Below are 23465 nucleotides of genomic sequence, written 5' to 3'. Positions count from 1 at the left end.
CCTGTATTGAAGAGTGTGTTGAGTGTGTGAAGTAAGTGAAGAGTGAGGTCTTGGTTCCGTTGGTATGCAAACCGCAAGGTTTGATTTTTCCGGGCGTCCCCTGCTAGAGAGGACGCCCTTTTTTTATGTGGCCAAGCGTGGGTTAGTGCACTTCATCCCACGCCATCTGCCAGTGGGAGCCGATGCCCGGCTCGTACTGGGTGGCGGTGGTGGTCCACTGCTGGCAGTAGCCGCTGTAGGGGAAGGGCTTGCACTGATAGACCTTGCCATTTTTCGGCTGCTGCACCTTGGTGCCGGCGGCATAGGATTTGAGCGAGTTCGGGAAGACGAAGTCGTATTCGCCGCTGCTCTGCTCCTTGAACATCAGGTCCATGGTCTGCTGGATAGTCTCGCCACCCGCTTTCGGGGTGGCCTTGATCACCAGCTGGTGGTGACCAGCCTTGAGACCTTCCAGCGCCATGGTGAAGGTGTGGCTGCTGTCCTTGATGTCGGCACTGTTTTCCCCCTTGGCGACGCCGCCGTGGTCATAGAGGGTGTTGGTGACGGCCAGATCGCCCTGTGCGGTGACGGTGAAATCGAGGGTTGCCTTGCCGTTGTCCAGCACATAGTCGCTGGCCAGACCGCTGACGCTGATGCTGTCCACTACCGGCGGCTGCAGCTGTTGCAGATCAATCTCGACTCGATCCAGTTTGCTGTCTCGATGCAGATAGACGGGGTTCATACCGTAGACCGGATTGAACTGGCCATCGGCTCCTTGCTGACCGGCGCGGATCAGGCTTTGCTCGGCGTTGATCTTGCTGGCGAGGGCATGGGCCCAGTTGTTCTTCTGGCCCAGCTCGGCATTGGTGATGGTCAGCACGGTCTGCAGCTCGGGGCGCTCGCCGTTGGCATCGAATACCCGGGTCATCGCCTTGTCACCCACCGCGAGGTCGATGGAGGGGTAGATGGTGCCTGCCTGGCTCCACTCCAGCGGCGGCTGGCTACCATCTTTGAACTTGGCATCGATGATGTTGTAGAAGCTGTTGCTGGTGTCGCCCACTTCCCACACGCCGAGGATCACCTGATAACCGGTGCGCTCCGGCAGGACACAGTTGTGGGTCACCTGCTTGGGCGGCTGCACCATGTTGCCGTCGATGACGCAGAAGGGGGTCAGGTCGAACGAGGCGCGGGTGAGCGGCTGGTTGGGGTTCCAGTCCTGCTTGGTGAGGTAGTAGCGCCAGTTGCGGGTGACGTGGTTGGCGGTGAAGGTCCAGCTGATGGCGAAGGGGCCGGGCTGTACTTCACGCTTGGTCCAGCGGTCGCTGGTCTGGATGTTCAGCTCGCTCCAGCGCGGGCTGCCCGCCGAGGCGATTTGACCATCCTGCGGGCCGGTTTGCGGGAAGCCGGAGGGACCCTCCACGCTCTGGGGTTCCCACTGCACACCGCCACACTGGCTGTTGCCGCCGGTGTTGCACAGGTAGTTGCGACTCTCTGGCTTGCTGATATAGCCGTGAGCCAGGGCGCTGCCGCTGGCCAGCAGGGCCAGAATTGCAGCGATGTGATTGAGTTGGATTTTTGCTGCCATACATTCCTCTGTTCGATAGATGTGGGCAGTCAGTTGGCCGGGGTGTTCCCCGATGCACACTTGCGTGTGGCAACCCCGCTATCCTGGACAAAACGTCTGTAGACCGGAGGCTTTGCGTCCCGACCTTTCGGTCAGTTTGCCAAATGACTAGATGGTTAGTGATGGGCCAAATGTTCGGCCATCACCATTGTGCACCGCATTGATTAATTATTTGGAGTTAAATGTTTAAATACATCGTTCAGCGACGCACAAATCATTCTAACTGACTGTTTTTAAATTGTTCTCTAATTTGTGAATGGCGTCGAATGCCGTTGAATATGCCGATAAGGTGCATGCTGATTGCGTGTTGGCGGCGTAAAAAAACCTGCCAGCTTGGCTGGCAGGTCGGGTGACAAGGCGACACGGGTTGACGCCATCAATGACGGGCGCGCTGCTCTCCGGAGGGGGGAGACACAGGAGCCATCATTGGCGCAGTGGAGGACTCCTTGCCCAGTTTGAACACCGCAAGCCGCTCATCCAGGCTGCGGGAGAGACCGGCCAGCAGTTCGCTCTCCTGCGCCAGTTGCGAGGCGGACTGGGACATCTCCAGCGCCGAGTCGTTGATGCCGCTGACGTTGCGGTTCATATCCTCGGCCACCATGCTCTGCTGCTCGGCGGCCGTCGCGATCTGGGTCGCCATGTCGCTTACATGCTGGATGTGGTTGACGATCAGGGTGAGATCCTGCCCCGCCTGCTGGGACTGGTTGACGCTGCTCTCCGCCAGTTTGCGGCTGGTGTCCATGGCATTGGCTGCGGTGACGGCCCGTTGCTGCAGCTGGGCAATGGTACTCTGGATCTCTTCGGTGGATTGGCGAGTGCGGCTGGCCAGCTGGCGCACCTCGTCGGCCACCACGGCAAAGCCGCGGCCCTGCTCGCCAGCGCGGGCTGCTTCGATGGCGGCGTTGAGGGCCAGCAGGTTGGTCTGCTCCGAAATGGCGCTGATGACGGCGGTCACTTCGCTGATCTGCATCACTCCCTCTTTAAGCTGGTTGACCTGCTGGGTGGCCTGCTCCACCTCGGTGGCCAGCGCCTTGATGCCGTGCACGCTGGCATGAACATCACGGTTGCCGAGGCCCGCTTCACCGGTCGCTTCCTGGGTATCCCGCGCGGTATTTTCGGCGTGCCCGGCCACATCGGAGATGGTGGCGCTCATCTCGTTCATGGCGGTAGCGAGCTGGGCCAGCTGATCTCGTTGGCTGGTCACCGCCTGATTGGTCTGCTCGGCAGAGGCGGCGATGCGCAGGGCTGCATCCGCCACGTTGCGGGCCCCCTGGCTGGCCTCCAGCAGGGCGTGACGGATGGCATCGAGACTCTGGTTGGTGCAGCGGGCGACCACTCCCAGCTCATCCTTGCCCTGTACCGGGATGCTCACCACCAGATCCCCCTTGGCGACCCGCTGCATGGCGTGGTTGATCTGGCTGAGGGGGGAGACGATGGAGTGGGTAATACGCCAGCCCAGCAGCCCCATCAGCAGGATCACGATGGCGGTGGCGGTACCCATCTTCATGTACTGGGCCCAGATGGTCTGCTGAATATCTTGCAGCAGCATGCCGGAACCGAGGATCCAGCCCCAGGGCTGATAGCCGGAGACCATGGATAGCTTGTCGGCGGTTTCGCCCGATGGGCCTGTCCAGACATATTGCAGGGTGCCCTGTTTGCCCCCTTTGGCGATATCCACCATCTGATACCAGAACTGACCAGCGGTGGCGGCCCCCCCTTCACCCATCTTCTGGCCGACCAGTTCGGGGCGAATGGGGTGAACCACCATGGTGCGGTTTTCGTCGATGACGAATAAATAGTTGTTGCCATCAAAGCGGGTGTTGGTCAGCAGCTTGCGCGCCTCCTGCTGGGCCTGCTCTGCTGGCAGGGTGCTGGCCAGAAACTGGATCTGGCTCATGGCCTGTTCCAGAACCGCATTGAGCCGCGCCTCTCGCTCGCTCATCAGATTGCGCTGGAGCGCGTTGGCCGAGATAAGTAGCAGCGAGACAAAACCGACAAACGCCAGTGCGAGCAGCAAAATCAATTTGCGGCTCACGGTAATATCACCGAGCTTGAACATGACTAAACCCTCATTTCCCTGTTGATTTTATGTGGCTCTGTACCGCGGCAGCCAGTTCGTAAGAGTTAACAACTCATTTACTTTCAGTCTCTTGCCGACCTTTCTCAAATGAGCGTTTTAACATCAGTATAGTCAGCAGACAGCAACCCCCACTTTTTGGTAGCGTGTTGATGCGCATCCCTGCGCAATTTTTGCCAAAGAGTGTGAATCATTTGGCATTTCACTAAAAAAAGGAGTGGGCCCCGCTGCGGGTGACCCCATAACAAGAGGGAATTTATGAGTTCCATTGCCAGGAATTACTTCAACCAGCTCAACGCCGACTACCTGCAGGTGCACAGGCGCAAGGAGGATCTCTTCTGGTCCACCTATATGGGCACCAGCGACGATCAGGCCGGTTTCACCGCGGCCGAGCAGGCCTACAAGGCCTTTTGTGCCAATCCGGCCCGTCTGCCCGAATTGCGGGAGATGTTGGCGCAGGCCGACGAGGATGATCTCAAGCGCGGTCTGCAAGGCTGGATCGCCTTCTTCGAGTGCAATGTGATTGAAGATCCCGCCGCATCCGCCCTGATGGATGAGTTGGTGGCTGCCGAGGCGGCGCTGTTCGCCCGCCGCAAGGGGCTGAAGCTGACCCTGCTGGATGAGCAGGGCCAGCAGGTCGCAGGCAGCCTGCCCGCCGCGAGTACCTCCCTTGCCGCCAGCCCGAACGAGGCGGTGCGCCAGAGCGCGCTCGCCATGTTCCACACCCTGGAGCAGTGGGTGGTCGGCAACGGTTTTCTCGAGGTGGTAGCGCTGCGCAACCGCTTTGCCCGCGCCATGGGCTATCGCGACTACTTCGACTACAAGGTGCGCAAGAACGAGCAGATGAGCCCGGAGCAGCTGTTCGCCATCCTCGACGACTTTATTGCCCGCACCGACGCCCGGTTGCAGCAGAGCCTGGCCGAGCTGAAGGCCGCCAAGGGCGAGGCGGCCCTGCTGCCTCACAACCTGCGTTACAGCGTGAGCGGCGACGTGACCCGCCAGCTCGACCCCTATGTGCCCTTCTCGCGGGCGCTGCGGGACTGGGTCGAGAGCTTCCGCCGACTCGGCATCCAGTATCGCGGTGCGACCCTCACCCTGGACTTGCTGACCCGGGAGGGGAAATACGAGAACGGCTTCTGCCACGGCCCGGTACCGAGCTTCTTCCAACAGGGAGAGTGGATACCAGCGGTGGTCAACTTTACCAGCCTGGCCGATCCGGCGCAGGTGGGCAGCGGCTGGAGTGGCCTCAATACCCTGTTCCACGAGGGTGGCCACGCGGCGCATTTTGCCAATGTCACCGGCAACGCCCCCTGCTTCTCCCAGGAGTTCCCGCCAACTTCCATGGCTTATGCCGAGACCCAGTCGATGTTCTGCGACAGCCTGCTGGACGATGCCGACTGGCTCAAACGTTACGCTAGAAATGCGGCAGGAGAGGCTGTTCCCGACGCCCTCATCAAGGAGATGATCGAAGCGCGTCAGCCGTTTCGCGCTTTTAACGAACGCCAGATCGCGCTGGTGGCCTACTTCGAGCGGGATCTCTACGCCATGGATGAGGCTGAACGTACTCCCGAGGCTGTGCTGGCACTGGCCCGCAAGTGGGAGCGCAAGATCCTCGGGGTCGAGAGCCCGCGCCCGTTGCTGGCTATTCCGCACCTTCTTAATCAGGAGTCGGCCTGCGCCTATCACGGCTACCTGCTGGCGCTGATGGCGGTGGAGCAGACTCGCGCCTTTTTCCTCAAGCGTGATGGCTACCTTACCGACAACCCGCGCATCGGGCCGGATCTGGCTGCCCACTACTGGGGGCCGGGCAACGGCATGACTCACGATGAGACATTGCGCAGCCTGACCGGTGAAGGCTTCAGTGCCGTGCCGCTGGCCGAGGCGTGCAACCTGAGCGCCGCCGAAGCGTGGCAACAGGCGCAAGCCTGCATGGCCGCCACGCAGCAGCGCCCCGCGGCGGGTGAGGGAAGCCCGCTCGACGCCCATATCCGGGTGGTACACGGCGCCGAGCTTATCGCCGACAACAGCGAGTCTGAGGCGCGCATGCTGGCCGATTTCGAGGCGTGGATCCTGAGCCATAGCGCACGAGCCTCTGTTGCGTAAGCTGGAATGCTCCCGGTTCTTGAGCCGGGGGCACTCTTGGCGTGGTTCTGATGTATGTTCGCGGCTATGGCTGGTACAGCTGCAGAAATGTTGACGACACAGACTGTCGCATAATGCTTCTGATATGCGGATTTTAGATTAAATATGTATTCATATGAATAGGTCTGTGCAGAGCAGGCAATAAGCTCATGGAACCTTATCGCCTCGGGTTTTTGTTTATTTTGTTAATAGTGTTTTCTGTAGTTATCTTTGTGCATAAAGATTGTTCTATTCACCCGCTTGAGAACCATTCCCATCTGCCTGTGTTGACTAAATTGTCCACAGTTGCAGAATCGCCCTCCTTGCCACCCCCGATGTGAATCGGGTTCGGAAAGCCTCAGATCTCCGCCCGGAGATGGCTGGGCCGCACATAGGAAAGGTGCTGGCCCACTGCCCGCCTTTCACCCTCGAAATCAGCACACAAGTCAGGAAGCCCTCTTGCTCGTCAGGCAGGAGCGGACGGGTGTGTATATCCGCATGGCCGTGCAGGGAAGATACGACCAGCGTTTGTTATGGGTGGTATGTTGCGAATGAATCGCATCTTTTTGATGTTGGCGCTGCTGCCCCTGCTGGTGTGCGCCAGTGAGGTGGACAGAGTGCGTGAAGCCTGGGTGATCAAGGCCCGGGCGGGAGAGCTGGATGCGGCAGCGCACGGGCTGGATGCTCTCTATCGACAAAGTGGTGATGGCAAGGTGCTCGATGACCTGATTGCCGTGCAGCTGTGGCGGGGTGATCGCAAGGGGGCGCTGGCCGCCTGTGAGCCGTGCGAACTCAGCCCCATCAGCAACAGTACGCTGGAAGGGGTGGCCCGTGCCGCCCGCGACGAGAAGCGCTACTCCGAGGCGATCAGCTATTACCGCATCCTGCAGGGACGCGATCCTGCCAACCGCAATGGCTGGCTCGGGCTGTTTCTCACCGCCAGTGATCAGGGCAACCGCGAGCTGGCCCGCCACGCTGCGGGTGAATATGAGGCCAACTTTGGCCGCGATCAGGCGATCCTTGAAGCCCGCATCTATGCCGCCCGTCAGGGTGAGGATCCCATGGGCGAGCTGCTGGCCCGCCAGCAGTGGCTGGAGCTGGAGCCGGATAATCACGAACAGGTGCTGGCACTCTATCGGGTAGCTGTGAGCCTGGGGGCGGGGCCTGCCGCTGCAGATCTGATGGGCCGTTACCCCAAGCTGTTCAAACCGGTCGACCGGCTCTGGCTCGACTACTACCAGGCGGTCAATCTGCTGCGGATCTCGGCCCAGAGCGAAGATCCGGCGCTGGCCCGCCGCTCCCTGACTCGCACGCTGGCGCTGCAAGAGCGGATCCTGGCCCGCGCCCCCCACGATCATGTGCTCTATATCAGTGCCCGTCGCGATGTAGTGGTGACCCTGGTAGCCCTCGGCGAGTTTGCCCGGGCCGAACGGGAGTCCGCTACGCTGCAGGCCGAGGGGCCATTGCCTGACTATGTGCTGGAGGCGCGCGCCGATGCACTGGCCGGGCTGGGGCGGGTGGATGAGGCCTCCGTGATTTACCAGCAACTGGCGACCCCTGCACGGGCCAAAGACAAACGCCTGCTGGAGAAGCGCTTCTATGCCTATTCGGATGGAGAGCGCTATGGCGCGGCGCAGGGGCTGCTGGCCGGTTGGCAGGAGCCGCCGACTCGCTGGGATTTCACCGGCAACATGCGGATGGCCAACGACGACTACGAGAAGGTGTTGCAGCTTAAAACGTTGCTGCAGGCCTGGCGTGGTGAGGCGGGCGCGGCAGAGCGGCAGCTGGAAGGATGGCTGAAAACCGCGCCTGCCAATCCCTGGCTCTGGCTGCAACTGGGGGATATCCGCCGCTGGCGGGGTCATCCCGACGGGGCCGAGCAGGCGTATCGGCAGGCCGTGCGCTGGCTGCCAGCAGGACGCACTGTGCTGGCCGAGCCGGGTCGCCTCAACGCCCGGCTCGACAAGGGTGACTGGCAGGGCACGCCGCAGGCCGTGCGCACCCTTGGCAACCTGACCCGGGATCGTCAGGAGCTGCAGCAGCGGCTGACTCTGGAGCAGGCCCCGCAATTTGTCACCGACCTGACCCATGGCCGCAACGAAGGGGGCTCGGTGCAGGCCAGCCGTGACTGGAGCTACGACAGCCGCCTCTACAGCGCTCGCACTGATGGCGGCGATCGGCTGTTTGTCCGCCGTCAGGGCAGCTTTGGCGAGTTCGACCAGCAGCCCGAGCGCGCCGCCTATACCGGGCTGGGGGCCGAGATCTTTTTCTACCCGCTGCAGCTGACGCTGGAGGGAGGGGCGGGCAGTGAGCTCAACCACAAAGGCTATCTATGGAGTCGCCTCGACTGGCGGCTGGATGATCACTGGACGCTGGGCTCGGCCATCAACCTCAACAGTGCCGACACCCCGCTGCGGGCATTGGCGCGCGGCAACTACGCCGATCAATACCAGCTCGATCTGGGCTGGCGTCAGGATGAGACCCGCGAGGGGGCACTGCGGCTGGAGCGGATGGATATCAGCGATGGTAACCGGCGGCTGACGGCCTCCGGCTGGCTGCGTCAGGATCTCTGGCGCCGGGATCGCTGGTGGTTTGATACCACCTTGCGCGGCGCCACCTCACGCAACGAGGCGGTGGAGGTCGACTACTTCAACCCCCTGCAGGATCGCAATCTGGAGCTGGAGCTGGCGGGGCGCTATCGACTGCCGCTGGACGGGCGTCGCTCTTTGCTGCAGAGCCTGACCATGAGTGGCAATCACTACTGGCAGCAGGGCTATGGCAGCGATCAGGGGGGGCAGCTCAGCTATCGCCATGACTGGATCCTCTCTCCCGCCCTCAGCCTGGGCTATGGCCTGGGCCGCCGTCAGGCCATCTATGACGGCAACCCCGAGTTCGGAAATTTCATCTTCGCCAATCTGCAATGGAGTTTCATGTGATGAAACGCTGGCTTGCTCCTTTCGTTTTGCTGCTTGCACTGCTGCCTTCGCTGACGCAGGCGGCCCGGCAACCCGATGACTACGTGGTGCTCTGCTACCATGATATCGTCGATCTGAAATTGACCCCCAACCTCAAGCTCTATCCCCAGACCATCCGGCGCGACACCCTGATCCGCCACTTCAACTGGATCAAACAGCAGGGCTATCACCCGGTCAGCTTCCAGCAGATCCTGGATGCCAAAGCGGGCAAGGCACCGCTGCCGGAGAAGGCGATCCTGCTCAGCTTCGATGACGGCTACGAGAGCTTCTACCGGCTGGTCTATCCGCTGCTCAAGCTCTACAACTATCCGGCAGTCTTTGCGCTGGTGGGCAGCTGGCTGGATGTGGCCGATGACAAGATGGTCCCCTACGGCAATGACAAGCTGCCGCGCAGCTACTTCGTCGGCTGGCCGCAGATCCGCGAGATGCAGGACTCCGGACTGGTGGAGCTGGCCTCCCACACTTTCACCTCCCACTACGGGCTGCTCGCCAACCCGCAGGGCAACGTGCAACCGGCGGTTACCACCGCAGGCTGGAGCCAGAATGGCTACGAGAGCATGGCCGACTATCGGGCCCGGATAAAAGCCGACTTCGACGCATCGGCCAGTCAGCTCAGGGAGCAGACCGGTCGTGCACCACGGATCCTGGTCTGGCCCTACGGCGCCTTCAACCAGACTGCGCTGGATCTCGCCCGTGCGGCGGGGATGCCCTACACCTTCACCCTGGCGGAAGGGCTCAACAAGCTGAGTGACTCGGGCAGCACGGTGCGCCGCTATCTGCTGGAGGAGGACACCAGCCTCGAAACCCTGGACGAGATCATGGGGGGCAACACCTGGGAGCGGCAGGTGGAGCGGTTGGTGCACGTGGATCTGGACTATGTCTACGACAAGGATCCGCAGCAGATGAACAAGAACATCGACATGCTGCTGGACCGGATCAAGGGTTACGGCATCACCACCGTCTATCTGCAGGCCTATGCCGATGACAACGGCGACGGGGTAGCGGAGGCGCTCTATTTCCCCAACCGCCATATGCCGGTCAAGGCGGATCTCTTCAACCGGGTCGCCTGGCAGCTCAAGACCCGGGCCGGGGTCAAGGTGTTCGCCTGGATGCCGGTGATGGCCTACGACATGGGGCCGAACCACGCCTATGTCACCGACAGCCGTACCGGCGCTCCGGCCAAGGGGCAGTATCTGCGCCTTTCGCCCTGGGATCCTGCCAGCCGTCAGCTGCTGCTGGATATCTATGAGGATCTCGGTTTTTACACCAAGTTCGATGGCCTGCTGTTCCATGACGATGCCTTCCTCAGCGACTACGAGGGGCCGATGCCGCTGGCTCGCACCCCGGATGCGCTGCAGGCGCAAGGGGAGCAGAAGACCGATCTGCTGATCGATTTTACCATGGCGCTGCGCGATGCCGCCGCTCGTTACCGGCAAGGGGGAGCCGACGGTCTCAAGACTGCCCGCAACATCTATGCGGCGCTGGTGACCGAGCCGCAATCCCAGCAGTGGTTTGCCCAGAGCATGGCGGCGTTTGCCAAGGCCTATGACTACACCGCCGTGATGGCCATGCCGTACATGGAGCAGGCCGAGAATCCTGACGAATGGCTGGCCAGGCTGGCGGAAGATTCGCTGGCACAGGTACCGGCCAATCGGCTGGTGTTCGAGCTGCAGAGTCGCAACTGGCGTACCGACCAGCCCATCCCCGATGCCGAGCTGGCGCGCTGGATGGAGATCATCCAGCGCAAGGGGGTGACCAACTTTGGCTACTACCCGGACGATTTTCACAACAACCAGCCGGATCCGGCGGTGCTCAAACCGGTCTTCTCGGTGCAGACCCAGCCTCAACCGGCCCAGCTGCCGGTGACACCGGTTGCTGTCAGCGGCGCTGCGGCCACCCACGGGGAGGCGATGCGGTGAAGGCGCTTCTGGAAGGGATCGCCATCTTTACCCTGGCCTATCCCAGTCTGATGGCCATGGTGTGGGTCTGTGGCGGTCTCTATTACTACTTCCAGTGGGAGCGGCGGGATATCGCGCTGGCCAAGCGGGGGCTGGAGCTCCCCTATTACCCCAGGGTGACCTTGATGGTGCCTTGCTACAACGAGGGGGCCAATGTCGAGGAGACCATCGGCCACCTGCTGCGCCAGCGCTATCCAGATTTCGAGGTGCTGGCCATCAACGACGGCAGCAAGGACGACACAGGGGCACGGCTGGATCGGCTGGCGCAGCAGGATCCGCGCCTGACCGTGCTCCACCAGCACAATCAGGGCAAGGCGATGGCGCTCAACAACGGGTTGACCGTGGCCAGCGGGGAGATCCTGGTCGGCATCGACGGGGATGCGGTGCTCGACTATGACGCGGTGCGCTGGATGGTGAAGCACTTCATCGAGAGCCCGAGAGTCGGGGCGGTCACCGGCAATCCGCGGGTACGCACCCGCTCCACCATCATCGGCAAGATCCAGACCGGCGAGTTCAGCTCCATCATCGGCCTCATCAAGCGGGCCCAGCGGATCTACGGTACTGTCTTTACCGTCTCCGGGGTGGTGGTGGCCTTTCGCAAGCAGGCGGTCGAGGCGGTCGGTGGCTGGAGCAATGACATGGTGACCGAGGATATCGACATCAGCTGGAAGCTGCAGCTGGCCGGCTGGCTCATCCACTATCAACCCCAGGCGCTCTGCTGGGTGCTGATGCCGGAGACGGTACGCGGTCTCTACAAGCAACGGTTGCGCTGGGCACAGGGGGGCGCCGAGGTCTTTCTGCGCTACGGCTTGCGGGCGATGCGCTGGCGCAACCGACGCTTCTGGCTGCTGCTGGAGTATCTCTCCAGCGTGGCATGGTGCTACAGCATGTTGCTGCTGGCACTGATCTGGCTGATTGAGCCTGATGTGAGCGGACTGGCGGTGGGTCATCTGTTCCAGTGGACCGGGGTGATGATGACCGCGATTTGTCTGGTGCAGTTCGGGGTCAGCATCTTTATCGACAACCACTACGACAAGAGCATGGCCCGCAGCTTTATCTGGTGCGTCTGGTATCCGCTCATCTACTGGCTGCTCAATCTGGTGACCGTGGTGGTGGCGGTGCCCAAGGCGATCCTGCGTCGCCGTGGCCAGCTGGCGGTGTGGGAGAGTCCTGACAGGGGAGAGTCGTTCCGTGACAAAGCATAAGCTGGCGAACGAGATGATCATCAGCAACGGCGCCCGGCGCAGCTGGAAGTATCGGCTGCGGGATCTGCTGATCCTGCTGGTGACCTGGGGGGGCTGGTTGTTTCTGGCCCTGCAACCCAGGTTCAACTATCTGGAGACGGAGGAGGATGAGGGTTTTATCGGTTCGCTGGATGCCATCGAGGTGGGGCAACTGTTTCTGGCCCTGTTGTTCGGCATCTTCCTGTTGATCCACTCCTGGGCGAAATACAACAAGCTGCTGCACCGGCTGGTGGGCAAGCGAGCGGCCTCGAAAGCGCCGTGAGCATGAGGGGCCAGTCGGCCCCTCACTTTTTATCACCGATCAAGCACTGCGAAACGGGCGGGGTATCCTGAGCGTTTTTCCGGGCCGGTTTGTCATCGTGATGTCGCCGCCCCCTCAAAAAACCAGTCGTTTTGCTCCTAATTTTTCATTCATCAATGACTTTCTTTCCACAATTTTCACAGATGACGTGGCGCTCAAAGCGATCCATGTTGGCCAGAAAGGGGCCGGCGGCCCAGCCGGTAATGAAGTCCTTGATAAACGCTTTGCACTTTTGCTCCGGTGTCAGCTGCTGGCCAAAGGTTTTGTCGACCAGCACCACGACATGGTTGGTCTCGCGCTGACAACTCGGGCAGTAGCGTTGTTCGGTGGATGAAAGCAAGGGGGATCTCCTTGTCCGGAAGAGTGGGCAGCAGGTTTTCCGCCGCAGATATATAATGTCCTCATTTGATTCCTTTTTCTGGCGGGTCATCAATCACAGCGGAGGCGAATTGTGCGCCATCTCCTGTGAAAAGGGGCGAGCCAACAAGGGTGATCATGAGGGGCCAGTCGGCCCCTCTTTTGTTTCCGTTTGTCACACATTGCCACACAAGCTTCCCCCACTGGCAAAGTTTTGTGACCAGACAGGTGTGCAATGGTGCCATCAGCAGGGAGATCAGGCCCTGCCGCGATGGAACCAGGGAGCATGTTATGACGAACAAATGGATGTGGTGGCTGTTGCCGCTGCCGGCGGTCGGGGTCTGGTGGCTGGGTTATGCGGGGGATGCCAACGGGGTGTGGCCCTGGCGCCATGAGATGTTGTTACTGACCGGCCTGCTGGGGATGGCCTATATGGCCATTTCGCTGCTGCTGGCCTTGCGTCTGCCGCAGTTGGAGGTGTGGTGTGGCGGTCTGGACCGGATGTTGCGATTGCACCGTCAGACGGCCATTGGCGGTGCATTGGCGCTCACTGCGCATTGGCTGGTGGTGGAGGTGCCCAAGTGGGCAGTCTCGGCGGGTTGGCTGAGTCGTCCCGCCCGGCGTGGGGCCAGTGCAGCTGGAGCTGGTGCAGGTAATGGCATCTCGCTCCATGCCCTTGGCAATACCCTGGGTGAGTGGAGTTTCTATCTACTGATCGCGTTGGTGGTAGTGAGCTTGCTGGCGCTGGTGAGTTATGGCCGTTTTCGGCTGATCCACCGGCTGGCGCCGCTCATCTATCTTGCGGGGTGGGGGCACGGGCTCTGCCTGCTGCCTCAGGTGGGAGCCATGACGCCTATTGGGGTATCGATCTGGTTGATCGGCGGGATCGGTGCTATCGGGGCCCTCTACTCCCTGTTGGGACAAGTGGGGGCGCGGGATCGCCATCCAGGCCTGGTCGTTGCGGTGCGCACGCTGGCGGATCACACCTGCGAGCTGACCATGCAGCTGGAGCGGCCGCTCGCCCATTACCGCCCGGGCCAGTTTGCCTTCTTCGAGTTTGACGCCAAGGAGGGGCCGCACCCCTTTACCCAGGTGCGGGTGTCGGCGGATCGGCGCCAGCTGGTGATCGCGGTGCGGGCGCTCGGGGATCATACCCGTCAGCTGGTGGCAGAGGCGCGCGCCGGGGATGGGGTGGTGGTGACCGGGCCCTATGGCGCCTTTGTCGCCCCGCAAGGGGGAGGTAGAGCCCTCTGGCTGGGGGCCGGGATCGGTATCACACCGTTCGTCGCCTGGCTGGAGGGGTTGGCTGCCCGTGGGGAGCGCAGCGAGGGGATCTCCCTGATCCAGTGTGCGCCGGATCTGGCAGGCGCCGTCTACCACCGACGGTTGGCCGAGCTCTGCCATCGCACCGGCGTGCGCTATCAGCTGCATCTGGACAAGACAGCCGGGCGGCTGGATCTGGCCCGCATCGCGCAGGATGCGCCCGAGCAAGTGTGGTTTTGCGGGCCGGAGGGGATGGCAGATGCCCTGACCCGGCTGTTGCCGGACGGGCATCTGCATCGCGAGCTGTTTCGCTTTCGTTGAGCTCGACGGTCGCCGTTATTTGGCGCTGGCTGGCAACTGCTTGAGGGCGGCTTGTACTGCCGCCTCCAGTTGCGGGTCGCGCCCGACCACCATGTCGGCGGGGGTGAGTGGCACCTGTAGATCCGGGATCAGCTCCTGATTCTCGTAGAAGGTGCCGTCCGGTTTGCGCAGCCCCAGGGTCGGAATGCCGTAGGAGAGGCCCGGGATCAGCCGGGAGTCGTGGCTGTAGACCATGGTGCCGGTGCCGGGCACCGGATCGCCGACGATGGGGCCGACCTTGAGGGTGCGGTAGTACTCGGGGAAGGCGGAGCCTTCCGAGTAGCTGCCAGCGTTGACCAGCACCACCGAGGGCTTGGTCCACTGGCGAGTGGCGGCGTCGGTTTCACCCTTGCCCTGACGGGGCCAACTGCTGGCCATTCCCTTGGCGCTGCCGCTGCCGGTCAGAAACTCCACCAGGGTATTGGCGAGATAGCCGCCGCTGTTGAAGCGGACATCGACGATCAGCGCCTCGCGATTGCGCTGCCTGCCGAGGGCATCCGCCACCACTGCATCGTAGACCTCGCTATTCATTGCCGGCAGATAGACGTAGCCGACCCGTCCTCCACTCAGGCTGGCCACCAGATCCCGCCGTTTCTCAATCCAGCGATCCTGTTGCAGCTGGTACTCCTGCTGCTTGTCGATGGCGGTGAGCACCACCTCGTCAGTTTGCTTGTTGCCCGCCTGCTGGAAGGTGAGGGCAAGCCGGGCGTCAGCCTGATGGTTGAGGGCCTGATCCAGCTCGGCCAGATTGGCAATCGGGACGCCGTTGATGGTGAGCAGGCGGGCGCCCGGGGCGATATCGCTCTCCTGATCCAGCGGGCCGCCAGAGAGCATGGCGGTGAGCATCACCCCCTGCTCGCCATCCTGCCAGTAGCCGCCCAGGCTGGCGGTCTCGTCCGCCATGCGCGGGAAAGGCGCGGGGCCGCTGCCCCAGGTGTGGGAGACATTGAGCTCGCCAGCCAGCTCTGCCAACAGGTTGCCAAAGTCCCGCGGGTTGCCGATGCCTGGCAGCAGGCGGCGGTAAGCGGCGACATAGCTCTCCCAATCTACCCCGTTCATGTCGTCCAGATAGAACTCGTCCCGGGTTAGGCGGGCGATCTGATCGAAGGCGGCGGTCATGCGTGCCTGCCAGCGGCTGGTGGGCTGCAAGGCGAAGGGGGCACTGGTGGTCTCGCCGGAGTCGAGGTGGATCCGGGTGATCTCACCATCCCGCACCAGGGTAGCCAGGGTGCCCTGCTGGTTGAGGCTTGCCAGTGCGGGGCCGGCCTGTTCGCCAAACAGTTCGCTGGTTTTGCCCTTGCGCAGATCCTGGCTGTAGCCCTTGATCTCGCTCTCGCTGTTGACCCCCATCTCCTCCACCAGATAGATCACTTGGTCGCCGATGATGCGGCTGGCGAGCAGGGTGCCGGTGGGTTGCAGCAGCAGCGCTTCGCGATGGTTGAGACGATCGCTCTCAAAGCCGTATCCCCCTTTCGGCGGCTCCAGTTCGGCAATCGCATCGGCTCTGGCGGCGCGGCTGCTGTAAATGCCGAGCAGGTTGGTGACGAGGGGCTCGCCATCGGGCCCCAGTGCGCCAAACCGGGTCGATTGCCAGTAGAGAATGGCGCCATCCTGACTCCAGCCCGGTTGTCCATCCTGGTAGCCGTTGAGGCTGACATTGATCGGTTTGGCCTTGGGATTGGCCGTGTCGATCACCGCGATCTCCTGCTCTGCCGCATCGGGGCGGAAGGTGAGCGCCAGATGGCGGGAGTCGGGGGCAAAGGCGAGATGTACCTCGTGGCGCGACGGGTTGAAGCTGGCAGGAACCAGCTCCCGCTGCTTGTTGCTCGCCAGATCCAGCAGGTGGATGGCCTGGCCATCCACCACGAAGGCGAGCTGTTTGCCGTCGGGGGATAGCACCGGACGGCTGATCCCCTTGCCGGGAATGGCCAGCAGCAGGCTCTCGGTCAGAGTGCCGGGATCGCTGAACAGCAGATCCGGATCTCCCTTGCGCAGTCGATAGAGGGCGGCGTGCCCCTGCTGCTCCGACAGATAGATGAGGGCGCGCCCCTGCTCAGCGAAGAGGGGGCTGGATTGCTCGCTCGGATCGCGGGTCAGCTGGCGCACCCGCTCACGCTCGGGGTCAACGGCAAACAGGTTGCCCTCGCTCACCAGGATCAGCTCGTCCGCCTCTTCGCTGACCAGCGCTTCGTCTGCCAGGGTCAAGGTCTCGCTCGCCTCATCCGGCGCGCTTGCCACTTGCGGGGTGAGGGTCAATTTGCGCGGCTCGCTGCTACCGGCATCGAGGCGATAGAGTTCACCCAGCCATGACCAGACCAGATCACCATTGCGAGAGGCACTGAGCCCCCTCACCGGATGGCCCTGATAGTGGGTCAGCTGTTGCTCCTTGCCGCTGGCGAGATCCCGGCGCCAGACGTTGAAATCGCCGCTGCGCTCGCTCAGGTAAAAGAGGGTATCTCCCTTGTCGCTCCAGACCGGATCGGTAGCCGCCACCCGATCTTCGGTCAGCTGCTTGTGCTGCTTGCCATCAAACAACCAGAGACGGGGCACCGCGAACGAGTGCTGATGCTTGCGAAAGGGTTGATCCGCCGCGGGCATCTGATAGGCGATCCGCTCTCCGTGGGGGCGGGCGAGAGTTGCAGGCAGCGGCAGATCGGCCTGCAAGGTGCCGCCGGTGATCGGGGTCCAGTAGAGCTCGCCCCATTGGTAGCCTTCCGTGACAAAATGGTCGGCATCGGGCGCCCCCAGGCGCTGGCTGCTCAGCAGCAGCCGTTTGCCATCGGCGCTGAAGGCTTGCGGCAGATCGGTGCGCGAATCGCGGGTGAGGCGCACCATCTCGCCGCCGTTGGCGGGTACCACGAACACATCTTCGTTGCCGTAGAGATTGGCGGCAAAGGCGAGCTGTTTGCCATCCGGCGACCAGATTGGCCGCTGGCTCAGGTAGTCGCTGCCGGTGAGCGCTGTAGCGGGGCCACCCTCGGCACTGGCGACAAAAATGCGCCCCTGCCAGGTGAAGGCAAGCTGCTTGCCATCGGGGGAGAGGGCGGGCTCGCGCAGCCAGAGTGCATCGGCGGCGACACTGGCGGGCAGCCAAAGCAGAAGTGGCGAGAACAGCAGGGTGGCGAGGCGGCACGAAGAGCGCATGGCATGATCCTGTCGGGGAGTGGAGTGTTATCTTCGCCGATCATTGCCCCGGGTGCCAGCGCGATAATTTTTTGTATCTTGTTGTTTTAAATGTTAATTACCAATGCAAAATGACAGCGTTCAAGGAAGATGGCCTGGCTGCTGCAAGATATGTTTTGCCGGGCATATTGAGTATTGATGGCGATCCAATATCATGGCGCTCGCTCGCCGCTCGGCGGGCATCGTTCAGATGATCTGGTAACAAGAAAAGCCCGCACCAGAGGCTTGTCGAGGGATGGAATGAGAGCCGTATTACTGTGTTTGTTGGGGCTTTGGCCCGCATTGAGTTTTGCCTTTACCGAAAAAGCCGATTTGGTGGTGGTCAAGAAGTCTACCTATAGCCTGACCCTGATGAAGGATGGCAAAGAACTGAAGCGCTACTGGATTGCTCTGGGCCCGGCGCCCAAGGGGCACAAGCAGCAGGAAGGGGATCAGCGTACGCCGGAAGGGCGCTACACCCTCGACTACAAGAAGACCAATTCCGGCTACTACAAAGCCATCCATATCAACTATCCGAACCTGGATGACATCAAGCGCGCCAATGAGCTGGGTGTTCGTCCGGGTGGCATGATCATGATCCACGGTCAGCGCAACAGCATTGGCAACCGCAGGGTTCAGCCTTCCAACTGGACCAATGGCTGCATCGCCATGCTCAACCACGAGCTGGATGAGGTGTGGGACGCTATTGATCCGGGTACGCCCATCGTCATCGAGCCCTGATCCCCTTGTGCACGCCCGCGACTCCGCGGGCGTTTTATTTCCCGCCAGTGATGACGTGACAGCGCTTGCTGTCCCGTGCTAGTTTTTTCGGCTCGCTTTGGCTGTGACAAGGAAGATCACATGATGTCAGTAACGAGCGTGCCCGAGCGAACGGGGATGCTCTGGTGGCGTGCCACACTGGATATGCTCCCGCTCTCCATTTCTGTGATCCCCTGGGGGATCCTGTGTGGCGCTTTGGCGTTGCAGGCAGGGCTGAGTCCGCTTCAGGCTCAGCTGATGTCGTTGCTGGTCTACGCCGGAGCCGCCCAGCTCTCGGCCACGACCCTGTTCGGGGCGGGCACGCCCCTGCTGCCCATCATGGGCTCCACCATGGTGATCACTTCCCAGCATCTGCTATACGGCTTCACCTTCCGCCGTGACGTATTGCCGCTCTCCCTGCGCTGGCGGGCCAGCCTTGCTTTTTTCCTGACTGATGAGATGTTCGCTGTGGCGCTGAAAGACCGGGAGCGCAGCGGCCACTTTGATCCGGCCTACGCGCTCATCGCGGGATTCGTCTTCTATCTGTTCTGGAATCTGGCGACCCTGCTCGGCATCGCGGCCGGCCAGTACATCGATGGACTGGACAGCATGGGGCTGGATTTTGCCATCGCGGCTACCTTCATCGCCATGACCATTCCCGCCATGAAAAACTTGCCCATGGTGGCGGCCACTCTGGTGAGCGGCGGCACAGCGTTGCTTACCAAGCCGCTGCTGGCGGAGATCCACATCATCGTCTCGGCTCTGGCTGGCATGGTTGTGGGCTATGTGCTGCACCGGATGAGGAGGTAGCGTGAGCTGGCTGATGATTGGCCTGCTGGCCCTGATCACCTTTTTCAACCGCTTCGCTTTCTTTTCTCGGTTGACCCGATATCAGCCGGGTGCTGAGATGGGGGCGTTTCTCGGCTTCTCGGCCCAGTCGGTGCTGACTGCCATCTGGTTGCCCATCGTCTTTAGCTACGAGCCGGGGATAGGTCTTGACTGGGATCCTGACTACCTGACCGCCACCCTGTGGGTGATGCTCTTGACCCTGTTGCGGCTGCCGACTCTGGTTGTGGTGGTGGGCGGAATGGGGGGCTTCTTTCTGCTGCGCTGGCTGGGAGGTATAGCCGAGCTCTTACCTTGGTGAAGCGCGAGCTGTGATCTTGTGTAATGGATGTCATTATTCGACATCCGTCATGTCATGAATGTCACTTCAAAAAAAGCCTGCAAATGGTGAGGATATGGGCTCTGTCCGTGAAGGAGTGTCCCATGTCTTTGATCGAAACCTGTCAGCGTATCGTGCGCGATCCCCATCTCTCCGCCGCCCAGAAGAGCCACGCACTGGCGCTGGCCGCCGAGAATGCGTTGCCCTACCCCGACCTGCCTGCCGCAGTCGCCGAGGCGATGGAGCAGGGATTTATCTGCGACATGTTCGAAGGGCATGCCCCCTACAAGCCGCGTTATGTGCTGCCGGACTATGAAAAATTTCTGACTCAGGGCTCTGCCTGGCTGGAGCTGGCGGCGCCGCAGGATTTCGACGAGGCGCTCAACGCCCTGCGCATCCTCTATCACCATGTCCCCTCAGTCACCGGCATGCCGGTCTGGCTGGGGCGGCTCGACCATCTGCTGTTGCCGTTTGTCGGTGAACTGGATGACGAGACCCTCTATCGCAAGCTGAAGGGGTTCTGGGTCTATCTGGATCGGGTGCTGCCGGACGCCTTCATGCACGTCAACATCGGGCCGGATGACAACCGCATCTGCCGCCTGATCCTGCGCATCGACAACGAGCTCAAGCAGGTGGCGCCGAACCTCACCTTCTTCCACGATCCGGAGCAGACCCCCGACAGCCTGCTGCTGCAGGCGGTGAAGAACATCGCCGAGTGCAGCAAGCCGCACATCGCCAACTACCCGATCCACCGCGATACCTTCGACACTCGTGGTTTTGGTATCGTCAGCTGCTACAACGCCCTGCCGCAGGCCGGTGGCGCCAATACCCTGGTGCGCATCTCCCTCAAGCGGGTCGCCGAGCAGTGTCAGGGGATCGACGACTTCCTCGGCTGCCTGCTGCCCCACTACTGCCGCTTGGCCTCTCAGCTGATCGAAGCGCGGGCCGCGTTCCTCCACGATGAGTCCGGTTTCTTCGACAGCTTCCTGGTGAAAGAGGGGCTGCTGGATGAGGATCGCTTTGTCCCCATGTTCGGCATCTACGGCATGGCGGAAGCGGTCAATATCCTGATGGATAAAGAGAATCTTCCGGATCGCTACGGCCATGACGAGGAGGCGAACCAGCTTGGCTATCGCATCTCGGCCCAGCTCTCGGAATATGTCACTGCGACGCCGCAAACCCATGCCTGGGGTGGCCGCGCTTTGTTGCATTCGCAAGGTGGCCTCAGCATCGATGTGGCTGTTACCCCCGGGGTGCGCATTCCCTACGGGCATGAGCCGGATCCGGCAAGCCATGTGCTGGCGCTGGCGCCACACCACACTTATTACCATTCGGGGATCAGCGAGATCCTGACGCTGGATCCCACCATCCGCCAGAACCCGCAGGCACTGCTGCAGCTCTGCAAAGGGGCGCTCGCTATCGGTATGCGCGAGTTCACCGCCAACGTGGCCGACAGCGATCTGGTACGGGTGACCGGTTACATGATCCGCAAGAGCGACGTGGCCCGCTTTGCAGAAGAAGGGTCGCGCTTGCAGACCACCTGTCTCGGTGCCGAGGCGAGTGAAGTGACCGCCATTCGTCAGCGGGCACCGCGGGTGGTCGCCCACGAATCGACCATCGGCGAGTATTGAGCTCGAACCTGATGGCTGACGCCTTGCCAACACGCAGCGCCCTGGTGAGCAGGGTGCTGCCGTTCTCCTGTGTCGACGGGCCGGGCAACCGGCTGGTGCTGTTTCTGCAAGGGTGCAACTTCAGCTGCCCCGGTTGTCACAATCCCCACACTATCGGGCTGTGCGACGATTGCGGTGACTGCCTTGCGGTCTGCCCGAGCGGCGCCCTATCCATGAGCGAAGGCAAGGTTCATTGGCAGGCAATGCTCTGTACCGACTGCGACGCCTGTCTGGATGTCTGCCCGCGCAGTGCCAATCCCAAGACTGCCACCATGACGGTGGCCTACGTGTTGGCCCTGCTGCGCCGCTACGGCCCACTGCTGAGCGGGATTACCGTCTCCGGCGGCGAGGCGACCACCCAGCTTCCCTTCGTGGTTGCGCTCTTTACCGCCATCAAGGCTGCGCCGGATCTGGCCCATCTCACTTGCCTGCTCGACAGCAACGGCTCGCTGGCCGAAACCGGCTGGCAGCGGCTATTGCCGGTGCTCGACGGCGCCATGCTCGATCTCAAGGGGTGGCGTGACTCGGTGCATCACTCCCTGACCGGCTATGGTCGCGAGCGGGTGCTGGCATCGCTGCAACTGCTGGCACGCCACGGCAAGCTGACCGAACTGCGGCTGCTCCATGTGCCGGGCAGGAGCGATTTTCTGGATGCGAATGGTGAGCTTGGCGCAGATCTTGCCGCCTTTTTGCAGCAGCTTGGGCCTGTGCCCATTCGCCTCAACGGCTTTCGCCATCACGGGGTGCGGGGGGAGGCGGCGCAATGGCCAGAGGCTCATCAAACCGAGCTGGAACAGCTGGCCAGCCGTTTGCGTGCAGCGGGATTGGGGCCGGTCTCACTGCCTGCCTTGATGGGCTGAGTGGCTGCGTCATCCGGTGACCGTCATCGCGTGAGGTGCGGCATGGAAAGGCCGCAACTGTGATTTCTGTCTATTGGAGGGGGAGAGAACGGCGGCTAGAATAATGGCCATCTTCTTACCCCTCAATGACAGATAATCATGAGTGAAAGCAAGGCGTTATATCGGGTTCAGTTTATTTGCCACAGCGAGCGCTACGAAGTGTATGTGCGCGAAGTCAATCAGGGCCTGCTGTTCGGTTTTATCGAGATTGCCGACTTTGTCTGGGATAACCATACGGCGCTTATCGTCGATCCCAGTCACGAGAAGCTCAAGAGCGAATTTGCCGATGTGCGCCAGACCCTTATTCCCATGCATCAGGTGCTGCGCATCGATCAGGTGAAAAAGCAGGGGGCTGCCCGCATCACGGATCTGGGCAGCAACGTCGCCTCCTTCCCCAGCCCCATCTATACCAAACGTCCCTAGTCCCTGCTTGCCGTTGATGTTTCACCGCGGTGAAACATCAATCTCTTCTCCTTGTCGTCCGGCTCAGGGCTCAATCAATTCGCGACCCAGTTGCAGGATCCGCTGGCGGAACCAGTAACGGGCCGAGCCATCACCGGCCGGGCCATACCAGACCAGACTGTGACTCACCTTGCCGTAATCGAACGGTGCCGGACGCATCACCAGATCCGGCTGACTGGCCATGCAGGCCGCCCAGCCACCAATGGCGGTGAGGATCAGATCGGTCTGGGGCAGCAGGGCCGCCGCGCTGGCAAAATCGGGCAGGGTGGCGCCAATCTGGCGACGCACCTGCTGTTGGGCCAGGCTCTGCTCGAAGAAGGGGTTGGCCAGCTCCTGATCCCGGATGGCGATATGGCGCCAGCTCAGGTAGGCATCGAGATCCCAGGGTTTGGCCAGCGCGGGGTGGTCTTTGCGCAGCAGGCAGACCAGTTTTTCTTCCCGCAGGGTCTCCCACACCAGCCCGGGCTGGCGCGGCAACGGCTGGCTCTGGTCATGGGGCAGGATCACGAAGTCGAGCTTGCCCGCTGCCAGCGCCTCCAGTCCCTGCTCATCCTTGTTCCAGATCTCCGGCACCATGCCCGGCACCTCTTTCATCAGCTGACCCAGAATGGGGCCCACCGGCCAGGTCATCACGCTCTCGCGCAATCCCAGCCGCAAGCTGCCCTGCCACTGCTGCGGGTTGAAGGCATTCTGGCGAGTGAGGCCGTTCAGTTCCCCCAGCAGCCGGTGCAGGGTGGGCGCCAGTCGCTCGGCCATGGGGGTGAGCAGTAGCTGGTTGCCCTGGCGGTAGAGCAGTTGATCCCCCAGCAGATCCCGCAGCTGGTTGAGGGTCTTGCTGACGGTGGAAGGCGTGGTGCAGAGCCGCTCGGCGGTGCGGGTGACGCTCTGGTTGTCGAGCAACAGGTGCAGGGTGACCAGATGGCGACCTCCCAGCCGAGAGAGAGCGATCAGATCCATAGTGGCTCCTGAAGTGGATAAAGATAAGCGGATGAAAAGACAGGCTCTGAATCAGTACGATACAGCGTGACCTGCTGGCATTCTCTCACAGCAGGGGGAGGGTGAGCAGACCCCTCAAGAGGTGACTGCGAA

At 61.9% G+C, this 23465-nt stretch carries 17 protein-coding genes and 1 riboswitch; of the genes, 12 read left to right on the top strand and 5 right to left on the bottom strand.

The genetic code is table 11. From position 1 onward, the window contains the following. Positions 1 to 142: 142 nt before the first annotated feature. Complete coding sequence (gene gbpA / locus ACTG1K_RS21595; protein ID WP_440006719.1) at positions 143 to 1564, bottom strand: N-acetylglucosamine-binding protein GbpA; 1422 nt, start codon at positions 1562 to 1564, stop codon at positions 143 to 145. Between the two features lie 65 nt (positions 1565 to 1629). Next, a riboswitch (cyclic di-GMP riboswitch) is annotated at positions 1630 to 1715 on the bottom strand. 264 nt (positions 1716 to 1979) lie between these two features. Further along, positions 1980 to 3662 carry a methyl-accepting chemotaxis protein gene (locus tag ACTG1K_RS21590; RefSeq protein WP_040067366.1) on the bottom strand — a complete coding sequence of 561 codons (1683 nt, stop codon included), beginning with the start codon at positions 3660 to 3662 and terminating at the stop codon, positions 1980 to 1982. A 276-nt stretch (positions 3663 to 3938) separates the two neighbouring features. On the opposite strand from ACTG1K_RS21590, the gene ACTG1K_RS21585 reads away from it, so the two are divergent. From ACTG1K_RS21585 to ACTG1K_RS21565, 5 genes are all read left to right on the top strand, one after another. After that, positions 3939 to 5783, top strand: a complete 1845-nt coding sequence (locus ACTG1K_RS21585) for a M3 family metallopeptidase (protein ID WP_440006717.1) — start codon at positions 3939 to 3941, stop codon at positions 5781 to 5783. A 569-nt stretch (positions 5784 to 6352) separates the two neighbouring features. After that, positions 6353 to 8737, top strand: coding sequence for a poly-beta-1,6 N-acetyl-D-glucosamine export porin PgaA (gene pgaA / locus ACTG1K_RS21580; RefSeq protein WP_440006715.1), 2385 nt, complete (start codon positions 6353 to 6355; stop codon positions 8735 to 8737). Further along, a complete protein-coding gene (gene pgaB, locus ACTG1K_RS21575) occupies positions 8737 to 10695 on the top strand; it encodes a poly-beta-1,6-N-acetyl-D-glucosamine N-deacetylase PgaB (RefSeq protein ID WP_421276708.1) in 1959 nt (652 codons plus the stop codon). Before pgaA ends, pgaB begins: the two co-directional genes overlap by 1 nt. Next, on the top strand, positions 10692 to 11939 hold the full coding sequence (pgaC, locus tag ACTG1K_RS21570; RefSeq protein ID WP_440006712.1) for a poly-beta-1,6-N-acetyl-D-glucosamine synthase: 1248 nt from the start codon (positions 10692 to 10694) through the stop codon (positions 11937 to 11939). The genes pgaB and pgaC overlap by 4 nt, the downstream gene beginning before the upstream one ends. Further along, complete coding sequence (locus tag ACTG1K_RS21565) at positions 11926 to 12240, top strand: hypothetical protein (protein ID WP_421276704.1); 315 nt, start codon at positions 11926 to 11928, stop codon at positions 12238 to 12240. The genes pgaC and ACTG1K_RS21565 overlap by 14 nt, the downstream gene beginning before the upstream one ends. A gap of 145 nt (positions 12241 to 12385) precedes the next feature. Here ACTG1K_RS21565 and ACTG1K_RS21560 read toward each other — a convergent pair whose 3' ends face one another. Further along, positions 12386 to 12619 carry a hypothetical protein gene (locus ACTG1K_RS21560; protein WP_202002921.1) on the bottom strand — a complete coding sequence of 78 codons (234 nt, stop codon included), beginning with the start codon at positions 12617 to 12619 and terminating at the stop codon, positions 12386 to 12388. A 308-nt stretch (positions 12620 to 12927) separates the two neighbouring features. Between ACTG1K_RS21560 and ACTG1K_RS21555 the strand changes: the two genes are divergently transcribed. Further along, positions 12928 to 14220 (top strand): ferredoxin reductase family protein, encoded by a 1293-nt coding sequence (locus ACTG1K_RS21555; RefSeq protein WP_440006710.1) that lies wholly within the window; start codon positions 12928 to 12930, stop codon positions 14218 to 14220. Between the two features lie 15 nt (positions 14221 to 14235). On the opposite strand, the gene ACTG1K_RS21550 is transcribed toward ACTG1K_RS21555, so the two are convergent. Next, positions 14236 to 17403, bottom strand: coding sequence for a S41 family peptidase (locus tag ACTG1K_RS21550; protein WP_440006708.1), 3168 nt, complete (start codon positions 17401 to 17403; stop codon positions 14236 to 14238). Positions 17404 to 17682: 279 nt separating this feature from the next. On the opposite strand from ACTG1K_RS21550, the gene ACTG1K_RS21545 reads away from it, so the two are divergent. From ACTG1K_RS21545 to ACTG1K_RS21520, 6 genes are all read left to right on the top strand, one after another. Then, the gene (locus ACTG1K_RS21545; protein ID WP_042084254.1) at positions 17683 to 18162 is read left to right on the top strand and encodes a L,D-transpeptidase family protein; all 480 of its coding nucleotides are present in this window, start codon (positions 17683 to 17685) and stop codon (positions 18160 to 18162) included. A gap of 120 nt (positions 18163 to 18282) precedes the next feature. Then, complete coding sequence (locus ACTG1K_RS21540) at positions 18283 to 18990, top strand: AzlC family ABC transporter permease (RefSeq protein WP_005348822.1); 708 nt, start codon at positions 18283 to 18285, stop codon at positions 18988 to 18990. 1 nt (position 18991) lies between these two features. Beyond that, positions 18992 to 19327 (top strand): AzlD domain-containing protein, encoded by a 336-nt coding sequence (locus ACTG1K_RS21535; RefSeq protein WP_005340292.1) that lies wholly within the window; start codon positions 18992 to 18994, stop codon positions 19325 to 19327. A 122-nt stretch (positions 19328 to 19449) separates the two neighbouring features. Next, positions 19450 to 20976 carry a YjjI family glycine radical enzyme gene (locus ACTG1K_RS21530; RefSeq protein WP_440006706.1) on the top strand — a complete coding sequence of 509 codons (1527 nt, stop codon included), beginning with the start codon at positions 19450 to 19452 and terminating at the stop codon, positions 20974 to 20976. An 11-nt stretch (positions 20977 to 20987) separates the two neighbouring features. Continuing rightward, entirely contained in the window at positions 20988 to 21875 is an 888-nt protein-coding gene (locus ACTG1K_RS21525; RefSeq protein WP_162895406.1) for a YjjW family glycine radical enzyme activase, read from the top strand. Positions 21876 to 22013: 138 nt separating this feature from the next. Beyond that, a complete protein-coding gene (locus ACTG1K_RS21520; RefSeq protein WP_107683826.1) occupies positions 22014 to 22337 on the top strand; it encodes a DUF1820 family protein in 324 nt (107 codons plus the stop codon). Positions 22338 to 22400: 63 nt separating this feature from the next. On the opposite strand, the gene ACTG1K_RS21515 is transcribed toward ACTG1K_RS21520, so the two are convergent. After that, on the bottom strand, positions 22401 to 23333 hold the full coding sequence (locus ACTG1K_RS21515) for a LysR family transcriptional regulator (protein ID WP_440006703.1): 933 nt from the start codon (positions 23331 to 23333) through the stop codon (positions 22401 to 22403). Positions 23334 to 23465: the final 132 nt, after the last annotated feature.

The organism is Aeromonas sp. 102P (genome assembly GCF_051920345.1).
Taxonomy (GTDB): Bacteria; Pseudomonadota; Gammaproteobacteria; order Enterobacterales; family Aeromonadaceae; genus Aeromonas; species Aeromonas veronii.
This window is presented reverse-complemented; position numbering and strand designations above follow the sequence as displayed.